At 30.6% G+C, this 17,315-nt stretch carries 13 protein-coding genes; 5 read left to right on the top strand and 8 right to left on the bottom strand.

The features are described from left to right. Positions 1 to 40 precede the first annotated feature (40 nt). From ACTG3V_RS01005 to ACTG3V_RS00995, 3 genes are all read right to left on the bottom strand, one after another. Positions 41 to 3,166 carry a UvrD-helicase domain-containing protein gene (locus tag ACTG3V_RS01005; RefSeq protein WP_439130259.1) on the bottom strand — a complete coding sequence of 1,042 codons (3,126 nt, stop codon included), beginning with the start codon at positions 3,164 to 3,166 and terminating at the stop codon, positions 41 to 43. A gap of 120 nt (positions 3,167 to 3,286) precedes the next feature. Continuing rightward, complete coding sequence (locus ACTG3V_RS01000) at positions 3,287 to 4,123, bottom strand: ZIP family metal transporter (protein WP_439130258.1); 837 nt, start codon at positions 4,121 to 4,123, stop codon at positions 3,287 to 3,289. Next, entirely contained in the window at positions 4,120 to 4,776 is a 657-nt protein-coding gene (locus ACTG3V_RS00995; RefSeq protein WP_439130257.1) for a metal-dependent transcriptional regulator, read from the bottom strand. Before ACTG3V_RS00995 ends, ACTG3V_RS01000 begins: the two co-directional genes overlap by 4 nt. A gap of 99 nt (positions 4,777 to 4,875) precedes the next feature. Between ACTG3V_RS00995 and ACTG3V_RS00990 the strand changes: the two genes are divergently transcribed. Then, positions 4,876 to 7,227, top strand: a complete 2,352-nt coding sequence (locus ACTG3V_RS00990; RefSeq protein ID WP_439130256.1) for a TonB-dependent receptor — start codon at positions 4,876 to 4,878, stop codon at positions 7,225 to 7,227. A 55-nt stretch (positions 7,228 to 7,282) separates the two neighbouring features. Continuing rightward, positions 7,283 to 7,702, top strand: a complete 420-nt coding sequence (locus tag ACTG3V_RS00985; protein WP_439130255.1) for a thioredoxin family protein — start codon at positions 7,283 to 7,285, stop codon at positions 7,700 to 7,702. 20 nt (positions 7,703 to 7,722) lie between these two features. Here the strand turns inward: ACTG3V_RS00985 and ACTG3V_RS00980 are convergent, their stop codons facing one another. Next, on the bottom strand, positions 7,723 to 8,265 hold the full coding sequence (locus ACTG3V_RS00980; protein ID WP_439130254.1) for a hypothetical protein: 543 nt from the start codon (positions 8,263 to 8,265) through the stop codon (positions 7,723 to 7,725). A gap of 629 nt (positions 8,266 to 8,894) precedes the next feature. Then, positions 8,895 to 9,425, bottom strand: a complete 531-nt coding sequence (locus tag ACTG3V_RS00975) for a hypothetical protein (RefSeq protein ID WP_439130253.1) — start codon at positions 9,423 to 9,425, stop codon at positions 8,895 to 8,897. Between the two features lie 156 nt (positions 9,426 to 9,581). Between ACTG3V_RS00975 and mfd the strand changes: the two genes are divergently transcribed. From mfd to ACTG3V_RS00960, 3 genes are read left to right on the top strand one after another with little or no spacing between them, the layout of a single operon-like run. Continuing rightward, positions 9,582 to 12,920: a transcription-repair coupling factor gene (mfd, locus tag ACTG3V_RS00970; RefSeq protein ID WP_439130252.1), complete on the top strand. Its 3,339-nt coding sequence runs from the start codon at positions 9,582 to 9,584 to the stop codon at positions 12,918 to 12,920. Between the two features lies 1 nt (position 12,921). After that, positions 12,922 to 13,464: a metal-dependent hydrolase gene (locus ACTG3V_RS00965; protein ID WP_439130251.1), complete on the top strand. Its 543-nt coding sequence runs from the start codon at positions 12,922 to 12,924 to the stop codon at positions 13,462 to 13,464. Then, positions 13,461 to 14,321: a DMT family transporter gene (locus ACTG3V_RS00960; protein WP_439130250.1), complete on the top strand. Its 861-nt coding sequence runs from the start codon at positions 13,461 to 13,463 to the stop codon at positions 14,319 to 14,321. The genes ACTG3V_RS00965 and ACTG3V_RS00960 overlap by 4 nt, the downstream gene beginning before the upstream one ends. A gap of 51 nt (positions 14,322 to 14,372) precedes the next feature. On the opposite strand, the gene ACTG3V_RS00955 is transcribed toward ACTG3V_RS00960, so the two are convergent. The 3 genes from ACTG3V_RS00955 to ACTG3V_RS00945 all read right to left on the bottom strand — a co-directional run bounded on the left by ACTG3V_RS00955 (position 14,373) and on the right by ACTG3V_RS00945 (position 17,311). Further along, a complete protein-coding gene (locus ACTG3V_RS00955; RefSeq protein WP_439130249.1) occupies positions 14,373 to 15,197 on the bottom strand; it encodes a thymidylate synthase in 825 nt (274 codons plus the stop codon). 81 nt (positions 15,198 to 15,278) lie between these two features. Beyond that, positions 15,279 to 16,682: a NupC/NupG family nucleoside CNT transporter gene (locus tag ACTG3V_RS00950; RefSeq protein ID WP_439130248.1), complete on the bottom strand. Its 1,404-nt coding sequence runs from the start codon at positions 16,680 to 16,682 to the stop codon at positions 15,279 to 15,281. A 17-nt stretch (positions 16,683 to 16,699) separates the two neighbouring features. Beyond that, positions 16,700 to 17,311 carry a bifunctional nuclease domain-containing protein gene (locus tag ACTG3V_RS00945; protein ID WP_439130247.1) on the bottom strand — a complete coding sequence of 204 codons (612 nt, stop codon included), beginning with the start codon at positions 17,309 to 17,311 and terminating at the stop codon, positions 16,700 to 16,702. Positions 17,312 to 17,315 lie beyond the last annotated feature (4 nt).

The following is a 17,315-nucleotide window of genomic DNA, read 5'->3' as shown; positions in this document are numbered from 1 at the left end:
GATTTAAGAAAAACAAAGTTACAAAGTTTCTATCTATTGATTAAACTTCAACAACATCAATTTTATCATTGATGTAAACTAATAGTTTTTTACTAACTTCAAAATCCATTGATGTTAAAACTTGCTGATATTTTAAGAGTTGTTGATGGTGAGTTTTAGACGGATTTCCTGTTTTGTAATCGAGAATTATAACCTCATCATCTTTAAAAACCAAACGATCTGGAATGATAATTTGATTGTCAATATTAACAATTTCTCTTTCATTATAAGCAATTATAGCATCCGAAAAATAATCTTTTAATTTTGGGTGATTTACAACATCATTTACATTTTGAGTAATAGTTGCAAACTGTTCGTCATTTAAAATACCTTGTTGGTGATATTGAGAAATCACCTTACTCGCATCACTTTTGGTAATTATTTTAGAAAAAATCTCGTGAATTAAATTCCCAAAATCAATTGCTTTTCCTTGCTCTGTATTCCATAATTTTGAAGAGTTTGCTAATAAAACCAAATTATGAGCTTGCCAAGGTGTGGAAATAAAATCTTGCTGAATTTCTGCAACATTTTCTGTATTATTTTGGATACTAATTCTGTTTATATCTCCGAATTCATAGGTTAAAACCTCATCATTCCATAGATTTTTTTCTTTTAAATAATTGATAAAAACTCCTGAATAATACTTTGTATTTTCTACTCCTTTTGATGATATTTTATACTCAGTAATAACATGCAGTTGCTCTACTGCTCTGGTTAACGCAACGTATAATAAGTTGAAATTATCCAGCTCTAATTCCTCTTTTTGTTGATTAAAAATCTCAAAACCTCTATCGTTTATCAAAGCCAAATCTTTAGTATTAGAAACTAAAAGTTCTTCGAAATTTTCAAAATCTTCTGGTAATTGATCTAACCAAACTTTTGCATTTATTTGTCGATAAATTTCAACATCACAGGGGAAAATAACCACAGGAAACTCTAATCCTTTAGATTTATGAATGGTCATTATTTGTACAGCATTGGCACTTTCTGGAGCAACAATACTTAACTTGTCTTTTTTAAGCTCCCAAAACTCTAAAAAATCTAAAACAGTGGTTTCTTTTCTTTGTTGTTCTAAAACGACATCTAAAAAGAATTGAATGTAAGCATCAGAAGAATTTATGAGATCAAAACCTCTGATAATTTCTTCGATTTTTTCATAAAAAGGCAATTGATGAAAGTTTGAAACATCAAAAGTGATTCCATATTTTTGAAGTGCTGAAAAGAGTGAAACAACGTCTAATTTTACCAATTGATGGCAAAACTGATGTTTAGATGCTGCCACTTTTAAATGTTGATGCAAAAAGTACACTACTTCAAATCGGGTTTCTTCATCAGTAGGATTTTGAATTATTTGCAGCATATCAATAATAAAATTGATTTTTGTACTATTTTGCAACAATAGCGTTTCTGAAGACACTATTGAAATCCCGTTTTCTGAAAGATAATTGGCTATGGCAATTCCGTCTTTTTTGGTTCTGGTTAAGACACAAATCTCGTTTAACGAAAAAGTGGCTTTAATTTGATTGATTTTCTCTAAAACTTTCTTTGGATATTTTAGTTTTTCATCATCTTTTTCTTCTTCTTTCTGTAAAAAATCTAACGCAACATAACCTCCTTTTTTACTGTTTTCCAACTGCTGATTCCCTTCTAAAAACAAATTTTTATAAGATTCATTTTGAAGAAAATTTGAAGTATGTTGAAAAAACGAATTGTTAAAATTGATGACTTCAGAATAGCTCCTAAAATTAGTTTCTAAGGTTTCGATTTTCTTTTCTACAAAAAACGGATTTTCGATATCAGCACCTAAATTTATAAACTGGTCTGCTTTTCCTCCACGCCATCTGTAAATTGCTTGTTTACCATCACCAACTAGCAACAAATTGCTGTTTTCTTGCGCTAAAGCATTATCTATTAACGGAATTAAATTTTGCCATTGCAACTCTGAAGTATCTTGCATTTCATCAATAAAATAATGTTGAAAACGCTGCCCAATTCTTTCGTAAATAAAAGGAGCTGGTTGGTCTTTTATATGATCAGAAATTAATTGATTGAACTCAGCATTTAACCTAATATTATTATCCTCTTTTATCGTTTCTAATTCTTGATTGATATTGTTTAAAACGGCTAAAGGAATGATGCTTTTTAATGCTAGTTTATTCAATACAAATTGACCGTAAATTTCTTTTGCTTGTTGATAAAACGACACAATTTCTGGAACAATATTTTCTATAGTTTGCGCTGTGGCCTCTTTTGTTGATTTGTTGTAATACTGATGATTTTCAATTGCTTTTTCAATGGTTGCACTTCGTCCTACAAAATTAAAATCGAAGCCTTTTTGACTGATTTCTTTAAAAAAATTAGGAATTGTACCTCGCGTAAAATCTTTCGTTTCTAAATCATTTTTAGCCAATATCTCTAAAAAATCACCACCTACTTGTTGAAATATTTTTTTTAACTCTTTTTGATTGCTAAAAAGTTTGGTTTTTAAATTGGTAAAATCATCCAATTGTTTATCAGCTAATTTTCTAAAATGCTTAACATCTTCCTCATTTAATAAAATTTTAGCAAACTCATTTAAATCTCTAGAAATATCCCAAGATTTGTCATCATCTGTTTTATCTAAAGAATAATCAATAAGTAGTTTCGTAAGTTTTTGATCAGTACCTATCTTTGAAATTAAGACATCAACAGCCTCATTCAATAACGAAACTGCATCCATTTCTACTTCAAAATTAAGTGGCAATCCTAAGTCATATGCAAAATTCTTGATGACTTTATGGGTAAAACTATCAATCGTAGTAATTGAAAACGCTGAATAATTTTGCAAAACAGCTTCTAAAATCTTTTTACTTCTTTCTTGAATTGTAGTTTTATCTACTGTAGTTTCTTGTAAAATAATCTTGAGTAAATCATTTTCTTTTAATGCTGTAAAATCTTCTAAATTTTGCAAAACTCGCTCTTTCATTTCACCAGCAGCTTTGTTGGTAAATGTAATTGCTAATATTTTTTGAAAAGTGTAAATATCTTCTGAGGTTAACAACACCTTAAGATATTCTTTAACTAAAGTAAATGTTTTTCCACTTCCTGCAGAAGCATTGTACACTTGAAAAGTCGAGGTTTTTTGCACAGCGTAATTTTACTGCAAAATAATCATTTTAAAGGCAAGACACAAAAAATTGAGACAAAAGAAAAGCAGCTCTTTGATTAAAAAAGCTGCTTTATATATATTTTAAAAAATGAATTGATTTTATCCTAAACCAACATCTAAAGACATCATTACAATAAAACCACCTATAAAACCAAGTGTGGCAATATCTGTGTATTTGTCTCTCTGTGTTTCTGGTATCACCTCTTCTACAACCACAAAAATCATGGCTCCTGCAGCAAATGCTAAAGCATAAGGTAAAATTGGTGTGAAAAAAGAAACTGCTAACGCTCCTAAAACAGCGGCTACAGGTTCTACAATTGCAGATAATTGCCCATACCAAAAACTTTTAAACCTTGTCATACCTTGTCTTCTTAAAGGCATGGCTACAGCAAAACCTTCTGGAAAATTTTGAATTCCTATACCAATTGCCAAAGATATTGCAGCAATAATCATTTCTGTTTGTTCTACACCTACTAAAGTAGATGCTGCTCCAAATAAGACACCTACAGCTAATCCTTCTGGAATGTTATGTAATGTTATGGCTAAAACTAACAAGGTTGTTCTATGCAAATCTGTTTTAACACCTTCTTTTTCGTTTTCTTTAAAATTAATATGCAAATGTGGTAGAATTTTATCCATACCAAACAAAGCCATAGCTCCTAATGCAAAACCTACAGCAGACGGAATTACTTTAACAAAACCCTCACCTGGACTATTGTCTATAGCTGGTGCTAATAAACTCCAAAAACTTGCTGCTACCATAACTCCTCCTGTAAAACCTAACATTCCGTCTAAAACAGCTCTGTTCATTTTCTTAAAAAAGAACACCAAAGCAGCCCCTAAAGCTGTTAAACCCCATGTAAATAAAGACGCATACAAAGCAGCTTCTATAGGGTGCGCTTTACCAAAAGCAACTAATTGATCGAAGAAATTCATATTTTTTTTATGTATAAATTGTTAGCTATTTTCTTTGAGATCGATAATTTCTCATCTCCAGCTTTTATGTATAAAGAATCGTCAAAATCTTCTTTTTCTAAAACCGTTATTTTTTTTCCTAAAGTGATGCCTTTCTTATCTAAAAATTGTAAAAATTCTGATGAAGAATCATCAACACCAACACAAATTCCAGTTTCGTTTTTTGCAAAGGTTGATAACAAACTTTTTTCGATTGTTTTTAAGTTACCTGCTTTGTCAGGTATAGGGTCTCCATGAGGGTCATGTGTTGGAAAACCTAAAAGCGCATCTAATTGATTGATTAATTTTGGTGATTTTATATGCTCTAACTGTTCTGCAACATCATGAACTTCATCCCAAGAAAAATTTAATTTTTCTACCAAAAAAACTTCCCACAACCTGTGTTTTCTAACAATATTAGCAGCAATCTTCTTCCCTAAATCAGTTAGTTTTACACCTTTATATTTCTTATAAACCACAACTTTTTTCTCAGATAGTTTTTTTATCATATCTGTTACAGAAGAGGCTTTCGTTTCTAATTGTTCTGCGATAGCATTTGTACTGATTCCTTTATCAGAACCTAACTCTAAATGATATATTGCTTTTAAATAATTTTCTTCAGAAAGGGTAAACATCACTCAATTTTAAAAGAACAAATATATACTTTTTATTTTAATCAAAATATATTTTTAGACAAGTCTAAAATAAATTTTATATTTGTAAAAAATAAATTTATGAAGTATCTAATTTTTATTTCTTTTTTATTAACAACCTCTTTTATATTTGGCCAAACTGTTAATGGAAAAATAACTACCAAAAAAGGAAAAGTAATTCCTTTTGCGTTTGTTTATGTTAGGGGTGAAAATAATGGGACATCTTCAAATATAAACGGTTTTTATAAACTTGAAAATGTATCTGGTAAAGCTACCATAGAAGTAAGTTATCAAGGATACAGAAGAGCAAACAAAACCATTACAATTTCAAAAAAAGAAAATAAAACCCTAGATTTCATTTTAATTGAAGATCAATTAGGTTTAGAAGAAGTTGTAGTTACAGCTACTAGAAATCGTGTTGAAAAAAGAAAAGCACCTGTTGTTGTTTCTACCATAAAACCCAGGTTATTACAAGCTACACAATCTATATCTATGGCAGATGGTTTAAACTATGCTCCTGGAATTAGAGTTGAAAACAATTGTCAGAATTGTGGATTTACACAAGTACGTTTAAATGGTTTAAGTGGTGGTTACACTCAAGTTCTTTTAAATAGTAAACCCGTTTTTACTTCGTTGATTGGTGTTTATGGCTTAGAACAAATACCAACAAATATTATTGAACGTATTGAAGTTGTAAGAAGTGGTGGTTCTGCTCTCTATGGTTCTAGTGCAATTGCAGGTACTATAAATGTAATTACAAAAGACCCTATTTTAAATACTTGGGAAATAGGATCAAATTTGGCATTAATTGATGGCAAAACGACTGATAAAACGTTAACTTTTAACAATTCGTTAGTTGCTGATGATTTAAATAGTGGCGTTTCCTTTTTTGGTAACTACAGAAATAGAGATGCTTTTGATGCAAATGGAGATGGTTTTACAGAATTAGTAGCCTTAAAAAATACAACTGTTGGCGCCAATGCTTTTCTTAAACCCACAGAAAGAAGTAAATTTAGTTTGAACTTGGCTTCAATTCAAGAATATAGAAGAGGAGGAAATCAAATAAATTTAGCACCACAATTTACAGATATTACAGAAGAATTAGATCACGACACTTTTATTGGCGGTTTAGATTATGAACATTTTAATAAAGATGATACTCAAAAAGTGAAAATCTACACTTCAATTTCCAATACAGACAGAAAAAGTTATTATGGTGGTTTAGGAGGAGGAAGAACGCGTCAAGATAGTATTACAGCTAACAATGCTTTTGGTACCACAAAAGATTTGGCCTGGGTTAATGGTGTTCAGTTTACAAAATCGTTTAAAAATAACGATGTTTTAACTATAGGATCAGAATTAAATCACACCAATACTAGAGATGAAATTTTAGGTTATAACAGATTAATAGATCAAACTGTAAATTCTTTTGGTTTATATGCACAGTACGAATGGAAACCTTCGGAAAAATTCACAGCCTTATTGGGTGCAAGATTTGATAATGTTGCTGTAGATGGAAACTATACTGTTGGAGGTATTGATAGAGATGTAGATGTAAATCAAAATGCTTTATCACCAAGATTAACAATATCTTATCAATTTACAGATGAGTTGAAGTTTAGAGGTGGTTATGCAAGAGGCTTTAGAGCATCGCAGGCGTTTAATGAAGATTTACATATTTCTAGTGTTGGTGGTGAACCCAGTTTTGTAATCCTTTCGGACAATTTAGAAACTGAATTTTCAAATGCTTTTACAAGTTCTTTCAACTATTCTAAAAACATTAATTTATTACAATTAGATTTTTTACTGGAAGGTTTTTATACCACATTACAAAACCCTTTTACTATTGTAAGTACTGGAGCAGTTTTACCTAATGGTTCTATTTTAGAAGAAGTTAGAAATGGTTCTGGAGCCAAAGTTTATGGAAGTAATTTTGAGTTTGGTGTTTCGCCAAACCCTCAACTTCAATTTCAAGTAGGTGGTACAATTCAAAAAACTGCTTACGATAATCCTCAAGTTCTTTTTGAAACAGATGGCTCTGTTCTTGGAGAAACTGATATTGTTATAAATGAATTTCTAAGAAACCCTGATTTTTATGGATATTTCAATACAAGTTGGTTACCTAATGAGAAATTTAATCTTGATGTAACTGGAACCTACACAGGCAGTATGGTTGTACCTTTAGTAATTAGCGACTCTGGCTTTTTACAATTGAATGAAGTAGATCCTTTTTTTGATGTGAATTTAAAACTAGAATCTCATCTTGATTTTAATGAAAATTTTATGACGTCTTTTTCTGTGGGAGTTAAAAATATTTTCAACAGTTATCAAAGTGATTTTGATACTGGTCCAACTAGAGATTCAGATTATGTTTATGGGCCAAATGCACCAAGAACATTTTTTATCGGTTTAAAGTTTGGTAAATTGCATTAATATGAAATTAAATGGTTTTCTTCTCTGTCTTATGTTGATGATATTGATTAATGACATGAATGCTCAAAAAAAAGAAATTCATTGGCTAAATTTTGAGCAACTCGAAGATGCTTTGCAAAGTAAACCTAAAAAAGTATTCATTTCTTTTTATGCAGATTGGTGTGTTTATTGTAAAAAAATGGATAAAGTCGCTTTTAAAAACAGCGAAGTTATCGCTATTTTAAATTCCAATTATTATGCTGTAAAAATGGATGCTGAATATAAAGGATCTATTTTTTTTGGAGGAAAAGAATACGTAAACCAAGAATTTGGAAAAAGCAGAAAACCAACTCATCAAATTCCGCTTTTATTAGCACAAAGAAAAAATAAACCTTTCAGTTTACCTGTAAATTTGATTTTAGACAAAAACTTTAAAATCGAAAAAAGATTTTTTGAATATTTATCACCTAAAAAAATGATATCAATCTTAAAATAAAATTTTAAAAAGTGATACGACTATTGTTCCCAAAGCCTTTTATTTCTAGAAGGACTAAAACTGTACACTATTCCTGCTGAACCAAAAAAATGTGATTTTTGCAACTCACCACCAATGGTACTAACTTTGTACATCAATTGCGCATTTAAACCGATATTTTTAGAAACCCAAAGTGTACCTCCACCACCTAAATTTAACGTTAAACCAGAATCTAAAAGGTTTACAACACCAACACCCGCTAGCAAATAAGGTCTTAAAAAGGAATCTGGATTAAAAATATCGTAACTTAAATTAAAATCGGATGAGAAATATTGTTGTGTATCGTTAATCGCATTCGAAAACATAACAGAAATAGTCACTTTTTTTCCTAAATACCTACTAACACTAATTCCTGGTAAAGTGGCAATATATCTACCACCAACTGTAGGTCCATCTTCAGAAGAATATAGAACTGAGCTTGTATTTAAACCAATACCCCACTTTTCGCTAAGCTCTTGAGCCCTTAAACTATTGGTTGATAAAACGATTACCAACACAATTTTTAACAATTTAGATTTTATCATAACACTACCTTTTTTTCAAAACAATTAATCAAAGCACTGTCTACTAACTCGAGATATTTAATCTCCAAAAAGGGTATTAGTGGTGTTAATTTTCGATTAGATTCAATCCACATAAAACGAACACTTAATCTTAAATTAAAACCATTTAATCTATATAATTACCACTTATACCATTCAGTAGCGTTGCAAATATATTCTATTCCATAAGAAAAGAAAATTCTGGGTGGTATTTTATTAGATAAAAGAGTGTGCATTTATGAAAATTTTATAAGTTGATTAAGCATCGCCCAATAAACCAATGTTTAAAAAACTATAGTTGTATTATGAATCGTAAAAAGTTTAACAAGAGATGAACTTTACTTATTGACTTTTAATAATAAAGAGCAATTTTGCACGAAATGTTCTTATAGCTAAGAAATTTAAAATCGTTAATTTTATTACTATAACAACTGGAAATTTTTAAGTAAAGGTAGAATTATAGAGATATCTTATTTTCTCATGATGAAACTTGTATAGACATGTTTTTTTTTGCGATAACATTGATAACATTGATAACATTGCTTTCCTATAATAAATTACTACTCGAAAAACCGATAAAAGTTTTATTATGCTAAATTTTTAAACGCAAGTTAATGTTCCATTTCCCATAATCTCCTTCTTGTTTTACGTATACCTTTACTAGAACTACCTATTTTAAAACGATACACAATACCACCACTAGCAAATATATGTGATGCTTGGCTTTGAAAACCTGAGTTGTTATATTTATATAACAATTGTCCATTGAGGCCAATATTATCAAAAAGCCAAAGAGATCCTCCAAAGCCAAAATTAATTAGAGGTAGCGTAAACCGAGTATCAATTAAACTGCCTCCAACTACAGAATATACATTTAATAAATTTTCTGATGTACCGAAATCGTATCTTATTTCACCATCAAAAGTTAAGTATTTTTTTTGTTCTTGAACAGACTGTGAAAACAAACCTGCAATTGTCGTATTTTTAAATACATATCTGGCAACAGACAATCTTGGGAATTGCTCTGAAAACCGATAACCAATTTTATCTAAATCTTTCTCGGAATACAGTAATCCTCCTAACCCAATTCCTACTGTCCATTTATTAGTAGAATCTTGACTCTTCACTGACAATACACTCAAAAACAGTAATATGAATACATATTTTTTATAACTTTTTTCTTTCATAGCAAATAATTTAATTTCTTTTAAGATTAAAGATATTGATTTTTACGAGAAAAGAAAATTCTTAATGGTTTTTTATTACATAAGATAGTACATTTGTGAAAAATTATTAAGTTGAGTAGGCAACAAATTGTTAACCAATACCAAAAATCTGCAGGTATTTTGCAGATATTTAAAGAACTACAACAAGACAAAACCCATTTTCAAACTACAAATTTGGTGGGTTCTTCGTTGTCTTTTGTTATATCTGAAACATTTAAAAAAGCAAATAAACCGTATCTATTAATTTTTAATGATAAAGAAGAAGCTGCCTATTATTTAAATGATTTAGAACAATTATTAGGCGATAAGAATGTATTATTTTATCCAGGATCTTATAGAAGACCTTACCAAATTGAAGAAACCGACAATGCCAATGTTTTATTACGCTCAGAGGTTTTAAACAGAATCAATTCTCGTAAAAAACCGGCTATAATTGTCACCTACCCTACTGCTTTGTTTGAAAAAGTAGTTACCAAAAAAGAATTAGAAAAAAACACACTTAAAATAAATCTTGGCGAAAATTTATCGCTAGATTTTGTAAACGAAGTTCTTTTTGAGTATAAATTTAAACGGGTTGATTTTGTTACTGAACCTGGAGATTTTTCTGTAAGAGGTGGAATTATAGACGTGTTTTCTTTTTCAAATGATAAACCTTATAGAGTAGAATTTTTTGGCGATGAAATTGATAGTATTAGAACTTTTGATGTAGAAACACAACTCTCTAAAGAGAAATTAAAAAAAGTTTCTATAATGCCAAATGTTGAAAATAAAACTTTACAAGAAAACAGAGAGAGTTTCTTAAAGTATATTTCATCAAAAACTGTAATTTTTACAAAAAACATAAATCTATTAACTGGTAATTTAGATAAATTCTACAAAAAAGCAGAAGATGCTTTTGCTAATTTATCCAAAGAAATTAATCATGCAAAACCTAAAGAATTATTTTGTGATGGAGAATTTATTAAGAATCAACTCCAAGATTTTACTTTAATCAGCTTAGAATCAAACTCAAAACAGAATCAAAATAAAGTTACCATAAATTTTAACACACAGCCACAACCTTCTTTTAATAAACAATTTAATTTATTGATTGAAAATTTAAATGAATACCATAAAGCTGGGTTTACCAATTATATTTTTTGCGCCAACGAACAACAAGCCAAACGTTTTCATGATATTTTTGATGACGCTAAAGAACAAGTACATTATGAAACCGTGGTTTTTCCTTTATATCAAGGTTTTGTAGATGTTGATCAAAAATTAGTTTGCTATACAGATCATCAAATTTTTGAACGTTATCATAGGTTTAGACTTAAAAATGGTTATGCCAAAAAGCAGGCCATAACACTTCAAGAACTCAATAAACTAGAAATTGGCGATTATGTAACGCATATGGACCATGGAATTGGAAAATTTGGTGGTTTACAAAAAATTGATGTTCAAGGTAAAAAGCAAGAAGCCATTAAACTAATTTATGGAGAGCGTGATATTTTATATGTAAGTATTCACTCGCTACACAAAATTTCTAAATTTAATGGTAAAGATGGTAAAGCACCTAAAATTTACAAATTGGGTTCTGGTGCTTGGAAAAAAATCAAACAAAAAACCAAAGCCAGAGTTAAACATATTGCATTCAATTTAATAAAATTATATGCAAAACGTAAGCTCGAAAAAGGATTTGCGTTTGGTCCAGACACGCATATGCAGCATGAATTAGAAGGTAGTTTTATGTACGAAGATACTCCAGATCAATTTACAGCCACCCAAGCCGTAAAAACAGATATGGAAAAAGAACAACCAATGGACAGGTTAGTTTGTGGTGATGTTGGTTTTGGAAAAACAGAAGTTGCAGTAAGAGCTGCTTTTAAAGCTGTTGATAACGGAAAACAAGTGGCAATTTTAGTACCAACTACTATTTTGGCGTTTCAACACTATCAAACATTTACAGAACGCTTACAACATTTCCCCATCAAAATAGACTATTTAAACCGATTTAGAACTGCAAAACAAAAAAAAGCAGCGATTGAAGGTGTAAATGATGGAGCTGTAGATATTATTATTGGCACACATCAATTGACTAATCAGCGTATAAAATTTAAAGATTTAGGGCTTTTAATTATTGATGAAGAACAAAAATTTGGTGTAGCTGTAAAAGACAAACTCAAAACTTTAAAGGAGAATGTAGATACGTTAACCTTAACTGCTACTCCAATTCCGAGAACTTTACAGTTTAGTTTAATGGCTGCAAGAGATTTATCCGTCATAAAAACACCTCCACCAAACAGACACCCAATTGAGAGCCATGTCATTCGTTTCTCTGAAGAAACCATTCGTGATGCTATTTCTTACGAAGTTTCTAGAGGAGGCCAAGTTTTCTTTATTCATAATCGAATAGAAAATATTAAAGAAGTAGCTGGTTTGTTACAAAGGTTGGTTCCATCTGCAAAAATTGGCATTGGTCATGGACAAATGGAAGGTAAAAAACTAGAAGAATTAATGCTAGGTTTTATGAATGGTGATTTTGATGTGTTGGTTTCTACAACCATAATCGAAAGCGGATTAGATGTTCCAAACGCAAACACCATTTTTATAAATAATGCCAATAATTTTGGTTTGAGTGATTTGCATCAAATGCGAGGAAGAGTGGGACGATCTAACAAAAAAGCGTTCTGTTATTTTATTACACCTCCTTATCATATGATGACAGATGATGCTAGAAAACGAATAGAAGCCTTGGTTTTATTTTCTGATTTAGGAAGCGGAATTAACATTGCCATGAAAGATTTAGAAATTCGTGGTGCAGGAGATTTACTAGGTGGTGAACAAAGCGGATTTATCAACGACATTGGATTTGATACTTATCAAAAAATATTGCAAGAAGCTATTGAAGAATTGAAAGAGAATGAATTTAAGGAGTTGTATCCAACAGACGATTCTAAACCAAAAGATTTTGTAAAAGAAGTACAAATTGATACGGATTTTGAAATTCTTTTTCCCGATGATTATATCAACTCAATAACAGAAAGATTAGCTTTATATAATAAATTAGGAAACTTAGAAACCGAAGATGAATTGCAAACTTTTGAAACGGAAATTATTGATAGGTTTGGAGAGTTCCCAACACAAGTTGAAGATTTATTAGACTCAGTTCGTATAAAGTGGTTGGCAAAAGAGTTAGGTTTAGAGAAAATCATCTTAAAACAAAAAAGGATGATTGGTTATTTTGTTTCTGACCAGCAAAGTGAATTTTATCAAACAAAAGCTTTTGCTAAAATGTTACAATTCGTGCAACAAAACCCTAAAAGTTGTGTAATGAAAGAAAAACAAACCAAAAACGGCTTACGTTTATTGATTACTTTTATAAAAATTGATACTGTAAAAAAAGCGTTACAAAAATTAGAAAGCATTTAGAATGGCATCATTATTTGGACATGCTTTTATGTCGATAGCGCTAGGAAGTAGTTTTTCTCGGAAGCAACAAACTTTAAAATTATTTTTACTTGCAGTTATTTGTGCTATAATTCCTGATGCAGATGTACTAGGTTTCAGTTTTGGGATACCTTACGATAGTTTTTGGGGGCACAGAGGTTTTACACACTCATTACTATTTGCCTTTTTATTATCAATCTTAATAGTTGTTCTTTTTTATAGTACACAGTTTTTATCTAAAAAAGGAATCACTTTAATCTTCTTTTTCTTTTTATGTACTTCATCTCACCCAATTTTAGATGCTATGACTTCTGGTGGATATGGAGTAGCGTTTTTAGCTCCTTTTGATAATACGCGTTATTTCTTCCCTTGGAGACCAATTAAAGTTTCCCCTTTAGGTATTGCAAATTTTTTCACAAAAAGAGGTTTAAACATAATTTTAAATGAAATAATTTGGATTGGAATTCCTGGTACAATTTACATTCTTTTCAACTTTATTTTAAAAAAAGCGAACAAAACTAAATGACAGACCAAAACCATACAAAACATTTATCAGTACTTTTTATAGCAACACTTTTTATTAGTACATCTGGTGTTTTAGGAAGATATATTGCAATGCCTCCAGAAGCTATTATTTTGTTTAGAGCGCTTTTAGCAACAATTTTTATTTATATATTTTGTAAAATTAAAAAAGTAAATCTATCCATTTATTCTAAAAAAGATAAAATCTCATTTTTAATAAGTGGTTTTTTTATGGGTGCACATTGGGTTACTTATTTTTACGCTTTAAAACTTTCTAATGTAGCCATTGGTATGTTATCTATGTTTACTTTCCCAATTATGACCGCTTTTTTAGAGCCATTTTTCTCTAAACAAAAACTCAGTTTTGTTCATGTATTTTTAGCGATGTTGGTATTGGTGGGTATTTACTTTCTAGTACCAGATTTTTCTATAGAAAACAACCAAGCCAAAGGTATTTTATTTGGTATATTTTCGGCATTATGTTATTCGCTTCGAAATTTAATCACTAAAAAAAGTGTTACAAATTATAATAGTAGCGCAATTATGTTATTTCAACTAATAACAGTTTCTGTGTTACTTTTACCAGTTTTATTTATTAGTGATATTTCGAATCTAGAAAGTCAATTGCCATTTTTACTCTTAGTTGCCTTAGTAACCACAGCTATTGGGCATACTTTGTTGGTAAATTCGTTACAATACTTTTCGGTTTCTACAGCAAGTATAATAGGTAGTGTTCAGCCTATTTTTGGAATTATTATTGCCTACTTATTTATAAACGAAGTACCGAATAAAAATACTTTTATAGGTGGAAGCTTAATTTTGATAACCGTAGTTATTGAGAGTTTACGAAGTAAAAAATAAGCAATCTACACCAATTAAAATCGTAGATATTGATAAACGCATTGGTTTAACTTACACTGCCACTTTGCCTTTAATATGCGGATGTGGATTATAATTTAACAATTCAAAATCATCAAAAGTAAAATCTTCTATATTTTTTATTTCAGGATTAATTTTCATTGTGGGTAATGGCCTAATATCTCTAGACAATTGCAATTCTAATTGCTCTACGTGATTGTTGTAAATGTGTGCATCACCAAAAGTATGAATGAATTCACCTGCTTCATAACCGCAAACTTGAGCAATCATCATGGTAAATAAAGCATAAGATGCAATATTAAAAGGTACCCCTAAAAATATATCTGCACTTCTTTGATAAAGCTGACAAGACAGTTTTCCATCAGAAACATAAAACTGAAAAAAAGCGTGACAAGGAGGTAAAGCTGCTTTGCCATTCGCTACATTTTCTGAGAATGAAACAGAAGTATCTGGTAAAACAGAAGGATTCCAAGCAGAAACCAGCATTCTTCTAGAGTTTGGGTTTTTCTTTAAGGTTGCAATAACTTCTTGTAGTTGATCTACCTCATCACTATTCCAATTACGCCATTGATGACCATACACAGGGCCTAAATCTCCATTTTCGTCTGCCCATTCATTCCAAATTCGTACACCATTTTCTTGTAGGTACTTAATATTGGTATCACCTTTTATAAACCACAATAGTTCATAAACAATACTTTTTAAATGTAGTTTTTTAGTGGTTACCATTGGGAAACCTTCACTCAAATCAAAACGCATTTGATACCCAAAAACACTTTTGGTTCCAGTTCCTGTTCTATCGCCTTTTTCATTTCCGTTTGCTAAAACGTGTTCTACTAAGTCGTGATATTGTTTCATTCTAATGTGTAATCGTTTAAGTGTTCTTTTGTGTACCTGTTAAAACGCAAAATTTTTAAACGTTTAAACAATTACACTTTTTTATCCAATAATCATCCCTGCAATCGTAGCCGACATTAAAGAAGCAATTGTACCACCAATTAAGGCTTTCATTCCAAATTCTGATAAAGTTTTGCGTTGTCCTGGAGCCAGTGAACCAATTCCGCCAATTTGGATTCCTATAGATGCAAAGTTTGCAAAACCACAAAGCATGTAAGTGGCCATAATTACAGATTTATTAAAGGTTAAATGGCTTGCACTTGCTGCATTTTTTAATTCAGCCAATTGAATGTAGCCAACAAATTCGCTTGCTGCCAATTTAATTCCTAATAACTGCCCCATTAATGCCATATCTTCTGATGCAACACCAATCAACCACATTAAAGGTGCAAAAATATAGCCTAAAATAAACTCTAAAGAAAGTTGTTTATAACCAGTATTTGATGCTATCATAGAATTTAAAGTGGTAATCTCTCCTGCCCAACCTAAAATTCCATTTACCATTGCAATTACAGCCACAAATACTAGCAACATTGCACCAACATTTACAGCCAAACGCAGACCTTCTGTAGTACCATTGGCAATAGCATCTAAGATATTGGACCCTATTTTTTCTTGAGAAACGGTTACATCTGTATTCACTTCTTCCGTTTGTGGATACAAAATTTTTGAGATAACAATAGCACCTGGTGCAGCCATAACAGAAGCTGCTAATAAGTGTTTTGCAAAAACGAGTTCTAATTGTTTATCTCCACCACCTAAAAAACCAATATAAGCAGCCAAAACAGCACCAGCTACAGTAGCCATACCACCAATCATTACCAAAAGCATTTCAGATTTGTTCATTTTCTCTAAATAGGCTTTTATCAATAAGGGTGCTTCTGTTTGGCCTAAGAATATATTTCCTGCTACTGATAAACTTTCCATTCCAGAAATTCCTAAAAATTTAGAGAGACCAATAGCTAGTAATTTTACAACTTTTTGAATGATTCCTAAATAAAACAGCAAAGAAGTAAGGGCTGAGAAAAAGATAATTGTTGGCAAAACTTGAAAGGCAAAAATATATCCAAAGGTATCCATATTACTAACCATACCTGAAAATAGAAATTCACTACCTGCTTTAGTATATTCTAAAATTTCAATAAAAATACCGCCAATAAATTCAAATATTGCTTGTATAAATTTTACTTTTAAGACGCCTATTGCAATTAATAATTGTAACGATAAACCAATACTTACTTTTTTCCAATCAATTGCTTTTTTATTACTACTAAATAAAAAAGCAATTAAAATTAAAACTGCCATTCCTAAAATTCCTCTCCATAAACTATGTATAGAAAATCCTTGGCTTGGTAAAATTTCTGAAGTTGCAACAACTACATCAGCATCCTGAGAAAAAATTGAAGCCGATAAAAAGCAAAGAATTAGAACAAGATTTTTTTTCATAAGTAATAATATAATTTTTACGGACGTTTACTAATCTCGTCTCTAATTTTAGCAGCCAATTCATAATTTTCATTAGCAACAGCATTATTAAGTTGATTGTGTAATTCTTTTAAGGAATAACTCGAAAAATCGTTGGTCTTTTTTGGCGAAACGACTTGAAAATCTATAGGTAATTCTGAGGATTCATCTTTATTTTCAATATCTAATTCTTCTTCAACTTTTAAATAAATACCAGCTTTATCTAAAATGTTTTCATAAGTATAAATTGGAGCATTAAAACGAACTGCAATTGCAATAGCATCCGATGTTCTAGTATCAATCAACTCTTCTACACCTTCTCTTTCACAAATTAAGCTCGAAAAGAAAACCCCATCTACCAATTTATGAATTATTACCTCTTTAACAACAATACCAAAAGTATCTGAAAAAGTTTTAAATAAATCATGTGTTAAAGGTCTGGGAGGTCTTATTTCAGTTTCTAAAGCAATCGCAATAGACTGTGCTTCAAAAGCTCCGATAATAATAGGCAAGGTTCTCGTTCCTTCAATTTCGCTCAAAACTAAAGCATAGGCTCCACTTTGTGTTTGGCTGTATGAAATTCCTTTAATGGTTAGTGGTATTAAACTCATATAT

The organism is Polaribacter sp. (assembly GCF_965660385.1).
Lineage (GTDB): Bacteria > Bacteroidota > Bacteroidia > Flavobacteriales > Flavobacteriaceae > Polaribacter.
This window is presented reverse-complemented; position numbering and strand designations above follow the sequence as displayed.

Bases quoted from the DNA above. Each gene is read 5' to 3' on its own strand.
- ACTG3V_RS01000 (WP_439130258.1), bottom strand. From the start codon at position 4,123: ATGAATTTCTTCGATCAATTAGTTGCTTTTGGTAAAGCGCACCCTATA.
- ACTG3V_RS00995 (WP_439130257.1), bottom strand. From the start codon at position 4,776: ATGTTTACCCTTTCTGAAGAAAATTATTTAAAAGCAATATATCATTTA.
- ACTG3V_RS00990 (WP_439130256.1), top strand. From the start codon at position 4,876: ATGAAGTATCTAATTTTTATTTCTTTTTTATTAACAACCTCTTTTATA.
- ACTG3V_RS00985 (WP_439130255.1), top strand. From the start codon at position 7,283: ATGAATGCTCAAAAAAAAGAAATTCATTGGCTAAATTTTGAGCAACTC.
- ACTG3V_RS00980 (WP_439130254.1), bottom strand. From the start codon at position 8,265: ATGATAAAATCTAAATTGTTAAAAATTGTGTTGGTAATCGTTTTATCA.
- ACTG3V_RS00965 (WP_439130251.1), top strand. From the start codon at position 12,922: ATGGCATCATTATTTGGACATGCTTTTATGTCGATAGCGCTAGGAAGT.
- ACTG3V_RS00960 (WP_439130250.1), top strand. From the start codon at position 13,461: ATGACAGACCAAAACCATACAAAACATTTATCAGTACTTTTTATAGCA.
- ACTG3V_RS00955 (WP_439130249.1), bottom strand. From the start codon at position 15,197: ATGAAACAATATCACGACTTAGTAGAACACGTTTTAGCAAACGGAAAT.
- ACTG3V_RS00950 (WP_439130248.1), bottom strand. From the start codon at position 16,682: ATGAAAAAAAATCTTGTTCTAATTCTTTGCTTTTTATCGGCTTCAATT.
- ACTG3V_RS00945 (WP_439130247.1), bottom strand. From the start codon at position 17,311: ATGAGTTTAATACCACTAACCATTAAAGGAATTTCATACAGCCAAACA.